Origin of the sequence: Paenibacillus hunanensis (genome assembly GCF_034055775.1) — a bacterium.
Lineage (GTDB): Bacteria > Bacillota > Bacilli > Paenibacillales > Paenibacillaceae > Saccharibacillus > Saccharibacillus hunanensis.
On record NZ_CP139194.1, the window covers coordinates 1,411,482 to 1,429,069 of the forward strand.

Genomic DNA, 17,588 nt, shown 5'->3' on the forward strand with positions numbered 1-17,588 from the left:
CTATTATCCAGAAAAACCATAACAGTAACTTACTGGTTGCGAAAATTGTGAAGAACTTACTTCGTATTAAGACGATCTCCGCAGTTTCATTAAAGCAGTTGTCTTTAACCAGTATGTACCAGAAAATATAATGACTCATTAAAATGCCCCTTGAAAGACTTAAAATCTTTCAAAGGGCATTTTAATTAAAGTATAAATATAGCAAAAGCTGTAGCTGTTACATACCGTATCCATCTAAGCTGATTATGAGGCAGTAAAGCCTTCCAACCTTACCCCTCTAACAAAAATTTCCTTCAACCCCATATCCCCATCCAACACCAGCACATCCGCCTGCTTCCCAACCTCCAAGCTCCCAGTCCGCTCATACAATCCAAGCTGACGCGCCGGATTGCCGCTGGCAGCTTCCGAAGCACGTTGTACCGACAATCCAGCCTTCTCGATCAAGAAGCGGAACCCTTCAATCATCGTCAATCTACTACCTGCCAGTGTACCGCTATCCTCTGGCAATGTGGCTACACCGTTGATGACCTTCACCGGCTGATCGCCCAGCATATAATCCCCATCCCCCAGTCCAGCAGCGGACATTGCATCCGTGATCAGAATCAGGTTATGCTGCTGCTTGAGCTGCGCAAGCAGCGCAACCGCGGCAGGATGCACATGAATACCATCCGCAATAATCTCTGCACAGATTGCAGGCGTACCCAGCACTGCACCAGCCGTTCCCGGCTTCCGATGATGCAGCGGGGTCATCGCATTAAATGTATGCACCGCATGGTTCAGTCCCGCTTCGACCGCTTCCATGATCTGTTCATAGGTCGCATCTGTATGACCAGCCGCAGCGGTAATATCATGCGCACGCAGCCAGCGAATGACTTCCAGTGCACCTTCACGTTCCGGTGCCAGTGTGAGCTGCTTGATTAGCCCCGGATAAGCAGCATGCCATTCTTCCAGCCATTGCACATTGGGTAGCACAATATGTCCCGGATTTTGCGCGCCAGGCCATTTCGGGCTGATAAATGGGCCTTCCAGATGCACACCGACGACCTGTGCGCCAGGCATGTCGCCTTTCTCCATATAGGCATGTACCTGCTCCAGCACATGATCGATAGCCACACGCGGTGCAGTCATCGTCGTAGCAAGAATGGACGTAGTTCCCTGACTCGCATGAAAACGAGTGATCGTATCCAGTACCTCAGTGCTTGCATCCATAAAGTCCTGTCCCATCCCGCCATGCACATGGATGTCGATAAAGCCGGGCAGGACGAGTCCACCTCTGGCATCGTATTGTACAATATTCTGGCGAAAGGCAGGCTGGACGGCGTTCCCTGTGGAGGACGCTGGATTTGGCTTATTCGCAATAGTTGCATGAGCTGCATTGTCGTATTCGAGACTGGAGTGGCTAGCATCGTCATTATCGGCAGAAATAGTAGCAGAATCGCCAGCTTTTTCATTGTCCATGGAATGAACAGTCCAATTGCCAGTATGAGCAACAACAGCGCCATGATCCGAACCGATATACTGAATCACGCCATGCTCTACAATTAATGTACCTTGCTCTACGATTCCTTCTGGTGTCACGATGCGTCCATTCACAATGCGAAATGACGTAGGTGTACCTTCTGTTGGATGTGTCATTGCTGAAATAACCTCCCAGCCTCCGCGTCCATCAGCACGGTTACGTTTGGATGCAATTGTAGCAGCGATGCAGGGCAGAGCGTGGTGATCGGGCCGGTTAGTGCACGATGAATGATCTCTGCTTTGTCTGCGCCGCGTACCATAAGCAGAATCTGGCGCGCCTTCATAATCGTACCCACGCCCATTGTGATCGCGCGCTGTGGTACTTCGTCGATGGAGTTAAAATAGCGTGCATTCGCTTCGCGAGTCTGTGGCAACAGCTCCACAACATGAGTGCCCGGTGTGAGCTGATCGTCGGGCTCGTTAAAGCCGATATGTCCGTTATGCCCGATGCCAAGTACCTGCAAGTCGATTACGGCCTCAGACAGCATTTCATCATATCGCTTGCACTCCTGATCGAGATCGTCGGCCTGTCCGTTTGGTACATGTGTATTTTCTGGCAAAATGTCGATATGGTTAAACAGATGCTGATTCATAAAGGTGCGATACGAAGCCGGATGATCGCTTGGCAATCCAACATATTCATCCAGATTGTACGTTTTTACCTTTTCAAAGGTGATCACGCCCTGATTGTAAATCTCGATCAGTTCTTTATACAAACCGACCGGTGTTCCGCCTGTGGCGAGTCCGAGCACACAGCGTGGAGAGGTCTGCACCAGACTGGACACAATGTACGCGGCAACCTTGCCAAAATCTTTCTCATTTCCTACCTTGACCAAATTAACCATGAATCATAACCCTCCTGAGTCTTTGCGGTAACGCCGCACATTTTTATAAGACAGCTCCAGCTTTTTGACAGAATCATTGAACTGAGCGCTGATCATACCAGTGAATAAAATATCGATAATATGAAGCTGAGCGATGCGAGATGCCATATCGCCGCGGCGAATCCCTTTTTCAAGCGATGAGGAAAAGAGGGCGATATCCGCGATATCTGCCAGCGGATTGGAGCTGTACTGGGTGAGCGATAGCGTTGTAGCGCCATTTTCCTTTGCACAGGTAAGCGCATCGATCGTTTCCTTCGTTTCACCTGAATAGGAGATGGCGATGGCGACATCCTCTGACGATAGAGTGGAGGCGGAGGTGATCTGCATATGAGAGTCGGCAAAGGCGGTGCAATTTTTGCCGATGCGAATCAGCTTCTGGTAGAAGTCCTGCGCCACAATCGAGGACGTGGCGATGCCGTACAGATCGATGCGGCGCGCGCGGATCAAGTAACCGATCGCTTGCTCTAAGCGTGGCAGACTCAGTAGCCGGGTCGTGTCGTTGATTGAGCTCACATGATTCGATTCAATCGCCTTCACGATCTCTGACAGTGGATTACCCGCGATAATATCCTGATACGAGCCGGGAATCGATTGCTGGGCAAGCTCGGCTGCCAGCTTCATTTTAAAATCAGGAAAACCTTCAAAATGAAAAGTTTTGCAAAAGCGTGTGACCGTAGCCGGGCTAATTCCGCATTGTGTAGCTAACTGTGTAATTCCCATTCGGCTAATGGAGGAGGGCTGCTGTAAAATATAATTAGCAAGTCTGCGTTCCTGTGGAGATAGCTTACCAAGTCCTTGCTCCAGCACATGAAGAATCGGGGACAATGATATTCACTCCTTTCGAGTTCGACTGAGAGTCATGATGATCTATAACAATTAACAATATAGAGCGAATAAGTATGAAAATTAAAGCGAATAACAATGAAAATTAATTTCATAATTATATCGATTGTTTATGAGAATACTCGATAATAAACATCTCGCTATTGCAGAATTTAAAGGAGATAAAATAATTAATAGGCTACTTTACCGCATATTTACAAAGGAATAGAGAAGCGGAAATAAACCTTTTCTTCTTTCAAATGAAAGAAAATTTTTTTCTTGAGAATATACTAATTCACGGTGTATGTAATTGCAATAGCATTTCGACAAAAAGCGAAAATTTTGTAAAGGAGTTTAACAAATGTATTGATGGTGAAGCCAACAAGCCAGGTATGATGGTGTAAAATCCATAAGATAACCATCTACTCATCACAAAACAAAATAGACATCATGTTCAATACCGAGTATCATTCATCAGTTCATCAGTTCATCAGTTCATCAGTTCATCAGTTCATCAGTTCATCAGTTCATCTGGTGATCATGTCATACATCGAAATACATCACTGTATTCATCCTCCAATCACATCATTCCTCATTCACAACCCGGTCACTGTCCACCTACACGCAGATAAAACGACCAGTATACACACACTATACCGACACACAAAAAGACACCCTGCCATCGCAGAGTGCCTTAATCTTATCGTGATGAAGCCGTTGCTTTACGCTTGCTTTGATACTGCGGTAACACCAGTCTCCACAGTAAAAAGACAAGTACAATCATCTGTGGAATCAGTGTCTCCCAGGTCGGATAGACGCCGAGCCAGCTTACCGATGGCATTCCCGAAATCGTATGCGCTGGCAGATAAGCAGACACCTGAAGCGCATGAATACTTTCGCCGAGGAAACGGAAGACGAGATAATAGATCAGCACGGTCGCTGTCAGGAAGAACGGACGCACCGGCAGCTTCACACTGAACCGGATAATGAGTACCGCGATCACGATCAGAATGACGAGTGCCAGACCGATCCCCAGCAGAAGCTGAGATAACGCAATCGCTGGCGCCATCCCCACGTAGAAGATCGCTGTCTCCGCACCTTCACGCAAAATCGCTAACCCCGACACCGCAGCCAGTGAAAATAAACTACCGCGTGCCAGTGCACCACTAATCTGACCTTCAATATATTGATTCCAATTTTGCAAATTAGCCTTCTGATGTAGCCAGTTCCCGACACTGAGCATAAGCACGACAGCGACGAGTCCCGTAATACCCTCGATCAATTCGCGTGTACTGCCGCTTGTCGCCATCTGCGCAAAAGCATATACAAAAATGGAAGCGATCATACCGCTCAGTGCCAGACCTGCAAACGCACCGCCCCAGATCCACGCACCTGCCTGACGGCTACCACTGCGCTTCGCATAAGCGAGCAGTGCAGCCAGCACGAGAATTGCTTCCAGACCTTCACGGAGCAAAATAACAGCCGCATCCCAGAAGGTATACGACGTTTTAGCAGTGATCGGTGTCAGCTGATCCAGCATCGTCTGTACCGTTGTACTGGCTGCATTCCAATTCGGCGGCGTAGATACTAGATAGCCCTGCGCTTCCGCCATTTCATTTTCTACAGCTGTATAGGTAGAGGAGGAGGAAATTTGCACTTCGCCCTCTACCAGTGGCCACATGGTGATGAATTGCTGCATTTGCGTGCTTGCCTGCTCGGCTTGCTGTTGTCCGATCGAGGACTGTGTCTGCTGGAGCAACGAAACCGCATCGCTCAAATGCACATTGCCCTGCGCAGGGGCGCTATTAGCGATTTGCCCGGACGTATATTCATGGAACAGATCGATCAGCTTTTGCGTTTGCTGCTTGGCCTGATCTGCACGCGGTGGCTCTGCCTGTAAAGCAACTCGGATCATACTCATCGTCGTTTCGAGCTGGCTGTACACGGTGAAATTATCTGCACGAATCGCATTTTCAACATTTGGCCATGCGGCAACGATCTGTTTATAGCTGCTCTGAGCACCTGCCCAATCTGCTGCATTGATCTTTTGCAGGGTAGTCTGAGCAAGGGGCAAGATGGTTTGGACTGCCTTTTGACCTTCCGCAGAGGGAGCGCCCTCCGTACTCGCACTGGATGAAGCTGACGTGCCAGTACCCTTTTGCTGTGCCTCTGCATACGTATTGACTGCACGCGCCAGCTTGCCGAGTGCACTCGTTACTGCATCAGGCTGTGATTCAGCGGTCTGGAGCGCTTGCTGTGCACTCGCCAGTGCTGCATTCACATCGGCTGCCTGCTGTGGCAACGCAGAGGTATCAAGCTGTGACCAGCCGCTGGCGAATTGATTCAGCTCTGCATTCGCATCCGACCATTTCTTTTGACCAGCATCGACCAGTGCGCTACCTACAATCGTTAGTAGCTGGTTCACATCCGGCTGAGCAGCAGCAGATGCGATGGCAGTCGACCAAGGCATCGAGGAGGAGCTAGCAGCTACAGTCCCCTTGTTAGCGGATGAATCGCTCCCTCGATCAGCTGCCGTACCTCCATATGAGCCTAATCCACCTAGCAGCAATGTGCCGCCCATAACGACCACACTAACCGTGCGGCATACTGTACGTATATTCAGGAGATGGTTCCACATGACCCGCATTCCTCATTTCACTCAATAAATAGCATTCATTCACATACCGGCTACACCGAAGCTACGCAATTCCTTCTGAAAGTAACCTAACGCATGTCATACTTGCGTTATCCTATACAGAACACTGTTTCTCCTGATATAGCAGAATGGCTCAAAACAGGATAAACGCTGTATCCCCAAATAACGATTAACGGTCGAACTTACAGCAGCGTATCTCCAATATATCCACCCTGACGCACACCAGGGAAGCAGGCGAATACAGCACTTCCAATATGTTGGGTGTATTCATTTAATGCATCCATCTCAGCAAGACGTTTTTGCATCGGGATGAACTGATTTTGCAGACTACGCTGATAGCTGATGAAAAAGAGTCCAGCATCCAGTTGTCCCGTCACCTTATCCATGCCGCTGGAATACGAATACGGACGGCGTAAAATTTGCATTTTGCCATCGCCACGAGCGACCCGCATATGCGCATTCATCGGAATGACGGGCTTGCCTGATGCGTCCTTTGCTTCCATATCACCACGGTCAAATTCATGCTGTGATCCAAGCGGCGCACCACTCACCCGATAACGTCCAAACGTATTTTCCTGATCGCCCAGACTGGAGCGATCCCATACCTCGATCCGCATCCGAATGCGGCGTACTGCCATATAGCTACCGCCGGTCATCCAGCCCGCTCCATCCTGAGGCTGTACCCAGACGACTTCATTCATCATCGCGGCATCCTTGACGCTCGGATTGGCTGTGCCATCCTTGAAGCCCATCAGATTGCGCGGTGTCGCATTGTTCGGATCAGCGGCAGTACTACGCTGGAAGCCTTCCTGACTCCAGCGCAGCACTGCCGTTCCACGAGCAATGCGAATCAGATTACGCATCGCATGAAAAGCGACCTGCATATCGTCTGCACAGACCTGTACAGCTAGATCACCACCGCACCATTCGGGCTGTAGATTGTCGCCGTTGAATGGAGGCAGATCGGTAAAGCCAGCCGGGCGTTTATCCGCCAGTCCAAAGCGACTGTCAAACAAGCTCGGGCCTGCACCAAAGGTGATTGTCATGCGCGAAGGCGATAAGCCTGCTGCTTCACCCGTATCGGCAGGTGGCAAATGTGTATTTTCATTTTGTCCATCCAGCAATTGTCCCGAGGTAAGAGTTGCCGCCGCTACTGTCCATGCCTGTAGCATACGTTTCAGACTACTAGCATCTGTAGCGGTCACATCAAAGGAAGCGAAGCACATAAAGTTCTGGTTCGGTGTCACAATGCCAGCCTGATGTTCGCCATAAAAGTCATATCGATCGTTCGCAGAGCCTTCAGCGCCAGTCGTTACGTTCGCATCGCTCCCTGGCTTGTCATACGCAGGCTGTAACGAAGCTCCTGTCGCTGCCATCAGACCGAATGCACCTGTACCGCCCAGCAGTAATCCAACGCCAGACGCACCAGCAAGCCGCAGCATATCGCGACGGCTTACAGGTTTTGTAAATACAGATGGAGATGGCTCGGAATGAGATGTCTCTGTAGGAAGCTGTTCTGCTGGCGTTTGCTCTGAAGAAGGTGGAGTTAATTTATCCTTGCTCATCGTCTCACACTCCCAGAATGGTTCCCATTTGCGACAGCGGCTCGGCGAGCGCATCGAGGTTCTGACTCAGTGTGCGCACATCCTCTTTGGACAGCTTGTCATACGTTACGTATCCGCCATCCTTGGTTGCAAATGGAGCCAGTTCCTTGTTCAGCGCATCGAATTTCTCGCCGATTTGCTTTTCCAGTGATGGATCTTTAGCTGCCAGACTTGGCTTCAAAATTTCATAGATTTTCTGAGCGCCTTCCACGTTGGCTACAAAGTCATATAGATCAGTGTGAGAATAACGCTCTTCTTCACCTGTCACCTTGGAGGAGGATACTTCATTCAGCAACTCAACTGCACCCGTAACGAGCAGGCTGGCATCAATATCCACCGTTTCGACCTTAGCACGCAGCAGCTTGGCATCCTGTAGCAGACGATCTGCATATTCGCCCATTCCGTCTGTCGATTTCTTTTCCCACAGACCTTGCTCGATCCGGTGGAAACCGCGCCAATCGGCCTCGGCTACATCGCCCTGACGTGCATCGATATCCGGGTCGAGTGTACCCAGCGCTTCGGCGATCGGTTCGATGCGCTCATAATGCATCCGTGCAGGTGCATATAGCTTTTTCGCTTCATCGAGCTTGCCTGCTTTGACCGCATCCGTGAACTTCTCTGTCTGCGTAACAAAGGCATCAATTTCAGATATCGCATACGTACGATACTGTTCCACCTCGGCGGAGAAATCCGCTTTTGTCGTGGTAGAAGCAGCCTCGTTCGATGATGTCGTGTCATTGGTTGAAGCGGTAGAGGAGTCAGAAGCGGTTGCTTCTGAAGTTGCTGCTCCACTGGTAGCTGTTGCTGCTGGCTGCTGGTTACCGCATGCAGCGAACAGAACGGAGGATAGCAAGATTGTTGCAGGTAAAGTGTAGCGTGCTTTCATGAATAGAGACACTCCTTAATAATGATAATCGTTCTCAATAATGTATATATAATACGGGCGAACCTGCACGGCGTCAATCATTATTTTATGTAAAAAGAGACTGTATCATGCTGTTCATATGAGCCTGCAAATTAGACAGTTGAATGGATAGCCGCTATACTTGCTCACAAGTATGCGTTTGCAGGGAATGAGGGAGGAGTATTCTATGAATGATCAGCATTATCAATCGCTGCCTGCTGGCTGGACAGCAGAGCAGTGGAAGGTGTTAACAGAACAGCTACGCTTGACGACTACACCATCGGACGATCCGCAGCATAGTGTGTCTGTAGCGCAGCTATTAGATGAAGAAGGAGCACTGCGTTATGTGCAGCAACTAGGAGATATTTATGAAAGTGAAGACCTACCATTTATCACCTCCATGCTGGCAAAGCGCTACAGCTATATGATCGTAGCACCTGCGCTATATGCAATGACGGTATTTGGTAAAGGGATCGATGTGACGCCAGAGCACTGTACATTGGAATCCCATTTTAAAGGCGATATCTGGTTGCCGCATGTGAGACTGGACAAGCCTGAGCCGATGGCGCTACACTTGGAGCCAGAAGCTGGGCAAGTGCTGTCCGAGCAGGACTGTGGATGTGTAGATGCTGATGCCGCTCAGCGCCGACGAGAGCAGTATCTGGCGACGATTTTTGCTGGACATTTGCAGCCAGTATGGAGCAGTCTGGCGCGAGCGGCAGGAGTATCGCGTGCTATTCTATGGGAAAATGCGGCGATCTATGTCTATTATGTGTATGAGACATTGCTTGCTGATCCGAGTCATGATGCGTATCGCGAGCGAATCGAAGCTGATTTTGCTTATTTGACTCAAGAAGCACCTGCTTCACTATTCGGTGAAAAATGGAATCCACTGGCGCGTTTCAACACACCGAAGCGTCTATCCGCAGGCTCGGATCAGCCCAAGCGGATTCGCAAAACCTGCTGTCTGTATTATTTATCTGGTGAGGATGCTGGATATTGCTCTGTCTGCCCCAAGCGTGAAGCATAGGCGTATAGCTTCCAAGCGTTTGCCCACTTAGGGTCGAGGTGCGAGAAAGGCAGGATGGAGTGTATTTTCACGTCCTATGATAGGGCTTGAGATAGCATAGCTAAGCGCTTGTACATCCGTAAATCTGCAAAAATAGACAGGACTTTTTCAAATTACCGGATGCAGAGGCTGCCGTTTCGGTTTATAAATAGCTGAGAGACTTCCGGTTTGCCTGATGCAGGTGATGCCCCGATCCGCAGCGATGCGGCTCAAGGAACGAGTGGTCACTTTCGTGATAACCGATACAGAGGAGGAAGCAATGATGGCAATCAAAGCAGTAATTTTCGATCTGGATGGCGTTATTGTATCGACAGATGAGTTTCACTATGAGGCATGGAAAAAGATTAGCGATGAAGAAGGCATTCCTTTTAACCACACGATTAACAATCGACTACGCGGTGTTAGCCGTATGGAAAGTCTGAATATCATTCTGGAGCGTGCCGAGCGCGAGTACAGCCCGGAGGAAAAGCAGGAGCTCGCCGAGCGCAAAAATGAGTATTACAAGAAATCACTCGTCAACCTGACCCCGGATGATCTGCTTCCGGGTGCCAAAGATACGATCGACGAGCTGAAACGACGTAAAGTCAAAATCGCTATCGGCTCCTCCAGTAAAAATACACCTACCATTTTAAAACAAATCGGATTGGCGGACGCCTTCGACGCGATTGCCGATGGCAACGATATTACTCACAGCAAGCCAGATCCTGAGGTATTCCTGCTAGCCGCATCGAGACTGGACATTAAGCCCGAAGAATGCCTCGTTGTCGAAGATGCCGAAGCCGGCGTTCAAGCCGCTATCGCAGGTGGTATGAACGTAGCCGCTGTTGGCGATGCGGGTCTGCATTCACAGGATGCAGACTATCGTCTGGAGCGCGTGGATGAGATTCTGGATTTGATCTAAGGTAATTTTAGCTGTTGCGTATTCTATGCAGACTATTCTTTATAAAGCCCTTCTGTCACCTATGGGACTGATTCCATACGATGGAGAAGGGCTTTTTTGTCGTGTCCTTTTTGGAGCGTTAAAAATCTATGATTTGTCCCCTTTACGTCGATTCGTCGCGCACCCTCTGAGTCCGTTGCTTTATTCCTTGCTGGAGCGGTGTTATTTCACTAGAATCATTTTCCGCTATATCCGCTATATCAGTCTAAAACATAATCGCTCCTACAAAAGAATATCTCCGCGCAATTGACTATTCCTACCGGAATTAAGCCACTTGCCCCCTCTGGCAAACATGTTATGATGGATATATTCTTGATTTCATTTTGGGATTAAGCAGTATCGTATTCAGCTTAGACTTCGACCTACTCAACCTATCGCTTGCCAGATGAAATCTCACTGCATAACGATGAAATGCACCAAAACAAACGATATAACGATGCGTAGGGCAGTAGACTATCCAATCAACGTCACCTGCGCACAGAAGTGGAGGCAACACAATGGACTATACAGAACAATTTGATCATCCGCCACAGCGGACAGGCACGAACTCGGAGAAATGGGATAAGCTACAGCATCTATTTGGCACGGAAGAGGCTTTGCCACTGTGGGTAGCGGATATGGACTTTGCTGTACCTCAGCCGGTACAGGATGCACTCAAGCAAAGCGCCGAACATGGCGTAATCGGCTATTCTTTCCAATCGGATGCCTACTACGAAGCTTTACAGAGTTGGATGCGTAGTAAGCACGGCTGGGAGATTCAAAAGGATTGGGTCGTGTTCACACCGGGGGTTGTCGCTTCGCTTAATTTTGCTGTGCATACCTTTACCGAGCCGGGCGACCGTGTAATGATTCAGACGCCAGTATATCCACCATTTTATAGTGTTATTACAGGTCATGGACGCGAAGTGGTAGAGAATCCACTGCAACGCGATGAGGCTGGACGTTATACGATGGATTTCGAGCATCTGGAGCGTACGCTGGATCGCAGCATCAAAATGTTCATTCTGTGTAGTCCCCACAATCCGATCGGACGTGTATGGACTCGCGAAGAGCTGGAACGTCTGGAGGAGCTGTGCGCGAAGCATGATATTCTTGTCGTTTCTGATGAGATTCATGGTGATCTTGTATACGGTGAAGAGCCACATATTCCGTTTGCGATGCTGTCCGAGCGTGCACGCAATCGTAGCATCATCTGCACCGCTCCAAGTAAAACATTTAACATTGCCGGGTTGAATACGTCGAATATTATTATTCCGAATGAAGAGCTACGCAACGCCTTTGCCTTGCAGGTGAACAAATTCGGTACCGGTCATATTAGCCAGTTTGGTGTAGTGGCCACACAGGCAGCCTACAATGGCGGCAAAGAATGGCTCGACCAGTGTCTTGCCTATACACGCAGCAATATGGAATATGTTCAGCAGTATATTGCGGAGCATTTGCCAGAGGTGAAGGTGTGGATGCCAGAAGCGACGTATCTGCTCTGGCTCGACTTCGGTCGTCTCGGTATGGAGCAAACCGATCTGGTGCACTTCATGCTGCACGAAGCCAAGGTAGCACTCAACGATGGTCGTGCCTTTGGCACAACGGGAGAAGGCTTCCTGCGTATGAATGTAGCTTGCTCGCGTCAGCTGCTGGAAGAAGCGATGAATCGGATTCATAATGCCATCGCGAAGCGTCGTCAGCATGAAAATGGTGAGCTGGTAGAGGCATCGTCGAATAATTAAGTCGATTGCGGATAGATTAAGGATACGTTAAAGGTAGCTTGGAGAAGCGGCGAAAAGATAGTCGAATAGAGCATGGTGCGATTATAGCCGTATCCAGCTTAAACGCTATGATAGATACCGTGAACCCTGAGCAGCTACCTCTTCAATTTTCACTATTCCAATCTGCTCTGTATATGTAAAAGACCTTGATATTACGTTCATATTCAATGTTATTAAACATGAAAAAGTGCCCTTCGTTTCGTATATTAGAATGAAGGGCACTTAGGTGTAAGGAAACAGCAAAAAGCATGCCAGTGTGAGAATGATATGTGCTCACACTGGCATGCTTTTTATACATTGGAACAGTATAACAACAGCGATAGATACTTACTCCACGCTATTCAGGAATTCCACGATCGTTAGCAGACCTTTATCAAAGTTCTCCAGATTGAAATGCTCGTTCGGTGCGTGCAGGTTTTCGTCTGGCAAGCCGAAGCCCATCAGGACAACGGTTGGAGCGATCACACGGGAGAATTCCTCCACGATTGGGATCGAGCCGCCATCCTTGGTGAACAATGCGCGTGTACCGTAAACAGAAGTGTACGCATCTGCTGCTTTTTGCAACAGTTCATTTTCGGACGGATCGATATTGAAAGCACGTGCTTTCTCGCCTGGTGTAATGGTCAGCTTGGCACCGTTTGGCTTCACAGCTTCCAGATGGGTGATAATTTTATCCATTACATCCTGTGGATTCTGGTCAGCAACAAGGCGGCAGGTGATTTTGGCATGAGCTTCTTTTGGAATAACGGTTTTGCTGCCTTCGCCCTGGAAGCCGCCGTATACGCCGTTCAGCTCCAGTGTTGGACGAGCACCGATACGCTCCACGAAGGAATAGCCTTCCTCGCCGTGCAGTGCAGTCAAATCGAGATCCTGTTGCAGCTTTTGCTCGTTAAAGCCTTGCTTTTCGAACTCCGCGCGCATCTCATCGGATAGTGGCAATACATCGTCATAGAAGCCTTCGACGAGCACCTTACCATCACGATCATGCAGTGTTGCCAGTAGCTCCACCATTGCATGCAGCGCATTCGGTACGCCGCCACCAAAGGAACCGGAGTGCAGATCGGTATTAGCTGTATGGATCGCAACCTCAAGTGAGCACAGACCGCGCAAACCTGTGCTGATCGCTGGCTTGCCGCGCTCTAATAGCGAGGTGTCAGACACGAGTACCGCGTCCGCAGCGAGCTGCTCACGATTCGCTTCCAGGAATGCTGGAAGGTGAGCACTGGAAATCTCCTCTTCACCCTCGATGCAGAACTTGATGTTAACAGGCAGCTTGCCTTCCTGCTTGAGGATCGCTTCAACCGCCTTCACATGCAGGAACACCTGGCCTTTATCATCAGTTGCGCCACGGGCAAATAGCTTGTCCCCACGTACTTCCGGTTCAAAAGGTGGCGACTGCCACAGATGCAGCGGATCAACCGGCTGTACATCGTAGTGACCGTACACGAGAATCGTTGGTTTGCCTGGTGCATGTAGATGATCCGCAGTAACGATCGGATGACCGTTCGTTGGATTGATTTTTACATTTTCAAGTCCAGCCGCAGTCAGCTTGTCTGCAAGCCATTCAGCTGCACGCTGCATATCCGGCTTGTGCTCAGACAGCGCGGAAATACTCGGAATGGACAACCATTCCTTCAGCTCGGCGAGCTGCTGCTCGCGGTTCTCCTGAAAATATGTAGCATAATTAGTCATGTTTGAATTCCTCCTCAACTGATCATGGCAATGATCCATACAAGACGATAAGTATCGCTTGCAACGTTATGGATTCCATTGTACACCTTTTAACCACTGGACGAAAATAAGAACACAAAATAGCGACCTCCCTGTATAGAGAAGCCGCTATTTTAGTGAATATCGGGTGTGTTGCTAATTGCGTAGAGGTGGATTTATTTGGTAGTGATCTCGACCTGTTTATCAGAACTGTTCCATTTGTAGTTAACGCCTGTTAATTCCCCGATCTTCGCCAGTGGAATATAAGTGCTCGAAAATATATTTAAATACGCACAGATGTAGCTCACTGTCACGGTGCATGAATAATGAAGCTGTAATCATGCTGAGTAGCAGGAATCGATTTGCAAGCTATATTTGTGTGTATGCGCTGTACTATAATGGTTGCAATTTATACGGTCATCCTACCGATGATGACCAACGAACAGGAGGCTATTCGATGAAGCTGGCAACGATTAACGCTCAGGGTAAGGAGCAAGTAGCCGTCGTACTGGAAGGGGAATACATATTGCTGGAGCAGATCAACCATGTCTGGGGAGAGCAGTGGGCAACAGAGATGTTCGACTTGATCAACAGATCACAGCTAGAATCGCTGGCACAGCGTCTGGCTACAGCCAGCTCGGAGCAGCTAGACCAGTTAACCGCTATACCTGCGGCAGAGATTGTGCATGCTCCATTGTATCGTCATCCACGCAAAATCTGGGGCATTGGCATGAACTATGTAGCAGATGAAGCCGAGCTACATGCGTCTGATCCAGATGAAGAACCTGTGAGCTTTATGAAGCCGGATACGACGATCATCGGGCCGGAGGATCATATCGAGCTACCACCGCAATCGGAAAAGGTGACCGCCGAGGGCGAGCTTGCTATCATTATTGGTAAAACCTGCCGTTACGTAACGGAGCAGGATGTACCTGCTTATGTGGCAGGCTTAACCGCCACACTGGATGTGACCGCAGCCGATATTCACGCACGGCATCCACGTTTTTTAGCACGAGCGAAAAGCTTTGATACTTTTTTCGGATTAGGTTCACAGCTGATTACGCTGGATGAAGTACCAGATATATTGGAACTGACGGTACAGACACATCATAATGACGAGCTGGTACATCATAGTCGCACCTATTATATGAAGTTTCGTCCTTGGTATATCGTGTCGTTTCTATCGCAGGTGATGACGCTGCTACCCGGTGACATCATTATGACTGGAACGCCGGGGGCAGTCGTCATCCGTGATGGGGAGACGGTGGGATGCTCGATTTTGGATGAAAAAGGACAGCCCTTGTTAGAGACTGTCCGTAATAAAGTTCGTTTGCAGGCTCGATAGCCGTATGGTGTGGCATGTTCACAAACGCGCTAGTCGTCTCCTTTATCGGGCATCGAGGTGGACGAATATTGATCAGTGGACTTCCTTCGTTTGTCTCAGATTCGATAAGAACAATGCACCGATCAGCACTAGAATGGCGAGTGACCAGCCGAGCGTATGCATGGCATCATCATGGTCGACGATAATGAGTCGGATGATCGCGGTAATACCGATGTAAATAAAATAACGTAATGGAAAATGGAACTTGGCTTCAAAGTATTTGATAATCAATGCCAAAAACTCAAAGTATAAAAAGAACACCAGTAATTCATCGGTAAATTGATAATAGCTAACCGTCGTATCATTCGTTAGAAAAATAAGCGAAAATATCGACCATGTCTCATAGATAAGCAATACACTTAGCACAAGTGCCATTCCGACCAGACATACATTCAGTACCATTTGCAAAACAATCGGTACATGGTGCATACGCAATTTAGTGGATAGGTCTTTAATTGTCATTGTAATCCCTCTTCACTGTTAAAAATGGTTCCAGTATAGCCCTGCATTCTTCAGTCAAACAGTTAGCATCGATAAGCTTGAAGCTCACGCGGAAACGCAATTGTTAGCCGATGCAGCAAGATCATTCCAGTGTGATCCTCTCGGTGGCTTACTGGTGAATACGGTTAGTGTAGCTTAGCGATTTGTCGCTCGTGTGTCCTTGCATTTGTTTTCTTGCTACGGGGGCATGGAGAGAATCGGGTGGCTGCTCTATTACTGCTAAACGGCGGCTGGATTGCTCATGTTGTATAATGAAGGGAAGCAATCTGTCCTGCCAGTGAATCGATGGTCATTCGCTCGTAAGGCGCAGGGAAGAAAGGAATGCAGGTATGCGTAAAACAGTCATTGTAGTCGGTGGCGGCATTCTAGGCGCTTCGACTGCGTATCAATTAAGTAAACAGGATATCGATGTGATTGTGATCGATCGGCAGCATGCAGGTCAGGCGACAGATGCAGCGGCAGGGATTATTTGCCCGTGGTTATCGCAGCGTCGCAATCAGACCTGGTATCGACTGGCAAGTGGAGGGGCGCGCTTTTATCCTGAATTAATCGCTGAGCTGGCGCAGCATGGCGAGCATAATACAGGTTATGCACGTGTAGGTGCGCTTAGCCTGCACCGTGATCATGATAAAATACTCGCTATGCAAAAACGCGCACTCAAGCGGCTCGAAGCAGCACCCGAGATCGGTGAGATTACCTTGCTCAATGAAGATGAGGTGCACGAACGATTCCCTTTACTGGATGAAGGCTATGAAGCGGTGCATGTGAGTGGTGCGGCGCGAATCGATGGACGCTTGCTACGTGATGCGCTACTGCGTGCCGCAGTGCGCAATGGAGCGACCCTACTACATGGAGAAGCCGTGCTGGAGCAGGAGGAGCAACGCGTTGTTGGTGTGAAAGTTGACGGACAGCGATATATAGCTGATGAGGTGGTCATCTGTGCTGGCGCATGGGCAGCCGAGCTGCTCGCTGGTATTGGCATTACATTTCAGATGCATTATCAGAAGGCACAGATTATGCATGTGAAGCTGGAAACGGACGACGACACAGGTAGCTGGCCTGTTGTCATGCCGCCGACCGATCAATATTTACTTGCCTTTGAGCAGCAACGAATCGTCATTGGGGCTACACATGAGAATGATGTGACTGGCTATGATACACGGGTGACACCGGGTGGAATGCAGGAGGTGCTGAATAAGGGACTGGAGCTAGCGCCACAGCTTGCCAATAGCACATTTACTGAGATGCGAGTAGGCTTCCGTCCGTTTACAGCAGACTTCTTGCCCGTATTTGGCGCGATGCCAGATTGGAGCGGCTTATTCATAGCGAATGGATTAGGCGCTTCTGGATTGACGATGGGGCCTTATATTGGATACTTACTCGCTCAGCTTGTACTTGGCGAGCAGCCAGAGCTTCCGGTGGAGGAGTATACGGTAGCGAAGGCACTTGGTTGATGACTGTATTGTGCATTTCATCCACCTTATTCAGCTCAGAATCTGAATATCCGTATACATGCTTCTTTATACATGCTGTGATCTGATTAAAGGACGTTTCCCATTGTTAAGCGGGAAGCGTCTTTTTCTCATTTCATCATCATAAATATAAAATGATATATACAAAATCTGTAATAACGGTTAATCAAAAAGAGGATCGATCTCCACCCTCTATAACTTGCCAAACACCATAAAAATTACCCGTTGACAAATAAGTTTCCCTGAGGCAAAATATGGGCAGAAACAATTTTATGTATATTTTGATGCAAATCGTGATGATGAATCGACATACGAACAACATAGACGCAATGACACCATTATAGAAACATAGAGACAGAAA

The 17,588-nt window shown here is 48.7% G+C and carries 13 protein-coding genes; 5 read left to right on the top strand and 8 right to left on the bottom strand.

All coding sequences use genetic code 11. The features are described from left to right. Positions 1–243: 243 nt before the first annotated feature. The 6 genes from nagA to efeO form a co-directional block, all read right to left on the bottom strand. Positions 244–1,635, bottom strand: a complete 1,392-nt coding sequence (gene nagA, locus SK066_RS05660) for an N-acetylglucosamine-6-phosphate deacetylase (protein ID WP_320543971.1) — start codon at positions 1,633–1,635, stop codon at positions 244–246. Next, positions 1,632–2,363: a glucosamine-6-phosphate deaminase gene (nagB, locus tag SK066_RS05665; protein ID WP_188777047.1), complete on the bottom strand. Its 732-nt coding sequence runs from the start codon at positions 2,361–2,363 to the stop codon at positions 1,632–1,634. The genes nagA and nagB overlap by 4 nt, the downstream gene beginning before the upstream one ends. 3 nt (positions 2,364–2,366) lie before the next feature. Then, positions 2,367–3,227: a MurR/RpiR family transcriptional regulator gene (locus SK066_RS05670; protein ID WP_320543972.1), complete on the bottom strand. Its 861-nt coding sequence runs from the start codon at positions 3,225–3,227 to the stop codon at positions 2,367–2,369. A 697-nt stretch (positions 3,228–3,924) separates the two neighbouring features. After that, a complete protein-coding gene (locus SK066_RS05675; RefSeq protein ID WP_320543973.1) occupies positions 3,925–5,862 on the bottom strand; it encodes an FTR1 family iron permease in 1,938 nt (645 codons plus the stop codon). Between the two features lie 200 nt (positions 5,863–6,062). Next, a complete protein-coding gene (efeB, locus tag SK066_RS05680) occupies positions 6,063–7,322 on the bottom strand; it encodes an iron uptake transporter deferrochelatase/peroxidase subunit (protein ID WP_320544816.1) in 1,260 nt (419 codons plus the stop codon). A gap of 127 nt (positions 7,323–7,449) precedes the next feature. Continuing rightward, a complete protein-coding gene (gene efeO, locus SK066_RS05685) occupies positions 7,450–8,370 on the bottom strand; it encodes an iron uptake system protein EfeO (protein WP_320543974.1) in 921 nt (306 codons plus the stop codon). A 205-nt stretch (positions 8,371–8,575) separates the two neighbouring features. On the opposite strand from efeO, the gene SK066_RS05690 reads away from it, so the two are divergent. From SK066_RS05690 to SK066_RS05700, 3 genes are all read left to right on the top strand, one after another. Continuing rightward, a complete protein-coding gene (locus tag SK066_RS05690) occupies positions 8,576–9,418 on the top strand; it encodes an IucA/IucC family C-terminal-domain containing protein (protein WP_320543975.1) in 843 nt (280 codons plus the stop codon). A gap of 301 nt (positions 9,419–9,719) precedes the next feature. Further along, positions 9,720–10,358: a beta-phosphoglucomutase gene (gene pgmB, locus SK066_RS05695; protein ID WP_250344207.1), complete on the top strand. Its 639-nt coding sequence runs from the start codon at positions 9,720–9,722 to the stop codon at positions 10,356–10,358. 536 nt (positions 10,359–10,894) lie between these two features. Next, positions 10,895–12,121, top strand: coding sequence for a MalY/PatB family protein (locus tag SK066_RS05700; RefSeq protein WP_320543976.1), 1,227 nt, complete (start codon positions 10,895–10,897; stop codon positions 12,119–12,121). 366 nt (positions 12,122–12,487) lie between these two features. On the opposite strand, the gene SK066_RS05705 is transcribed toward SK066_RS05700, so the two are convergent. Further along, the gene (locus SK066_RS05705; RefSeq protein WP_320543977.1) at positions 12,488–13,852 is read right to left on the bottom strand and encodes a dipeptidase; all 1,365 of its coding nucleotides are present in this window, start codon (positions 13,850–13,852) and stop codon (positions 12,488–12,490) included. Positions 13,853–14,327: 475 nt separating this feature from the next. Here SK066_RS05705 and SK066_RS05710 point away from each other — a divergent pair, with 475 nt between their 5' ends. After that, on the top strand, positions 14,328–15,215 hold the full coding sequence (locus SK066_RS05710) for a fumarylacetoacetate hydrolase family protein (protein WP_320543978.1): 888 nt from the start codon (positions 14,328–14,330) through the stop codon (positions 15,213–15,215). A 72-nt stretch (positions 15,216–15,287) separates the two neighbouring features. Here SK066_RS05710 and psiE read toward each other — a convergent pair whose 3' ends face one another. Then, positions 15,288–15,716, bottom strand: a complete 429-nt coding sequence (gene psiE, locus SK066_RS05715) for a phosphate-starvation-inducible protein PsiE (RefSeq protein WP_320543979.1) — start codon at positions 15,714–15,716, stop codon at positions 15,288–15,290. A 368-nt stretch (positions 15,717–16,084) separates the two neighbouring features. On the opposite strand from psiE, the gene SK066_RS05720 reads away from it, so the two are divergent. Beyond that, positions 16,085–17,209 (top strand): NAD(P)/FAD-dependent oxidoreductase, encoded by a 1,125-nt coding sequence (locus SK066_RS05720; RefSeq protein ID WP_320543980.1) that lies wholly within the window; start codon positions 16,085–16,087, stop codon positions 17,207–17,209. Positions 17,210–17,588: the final 379 nt, after the last annotated feature.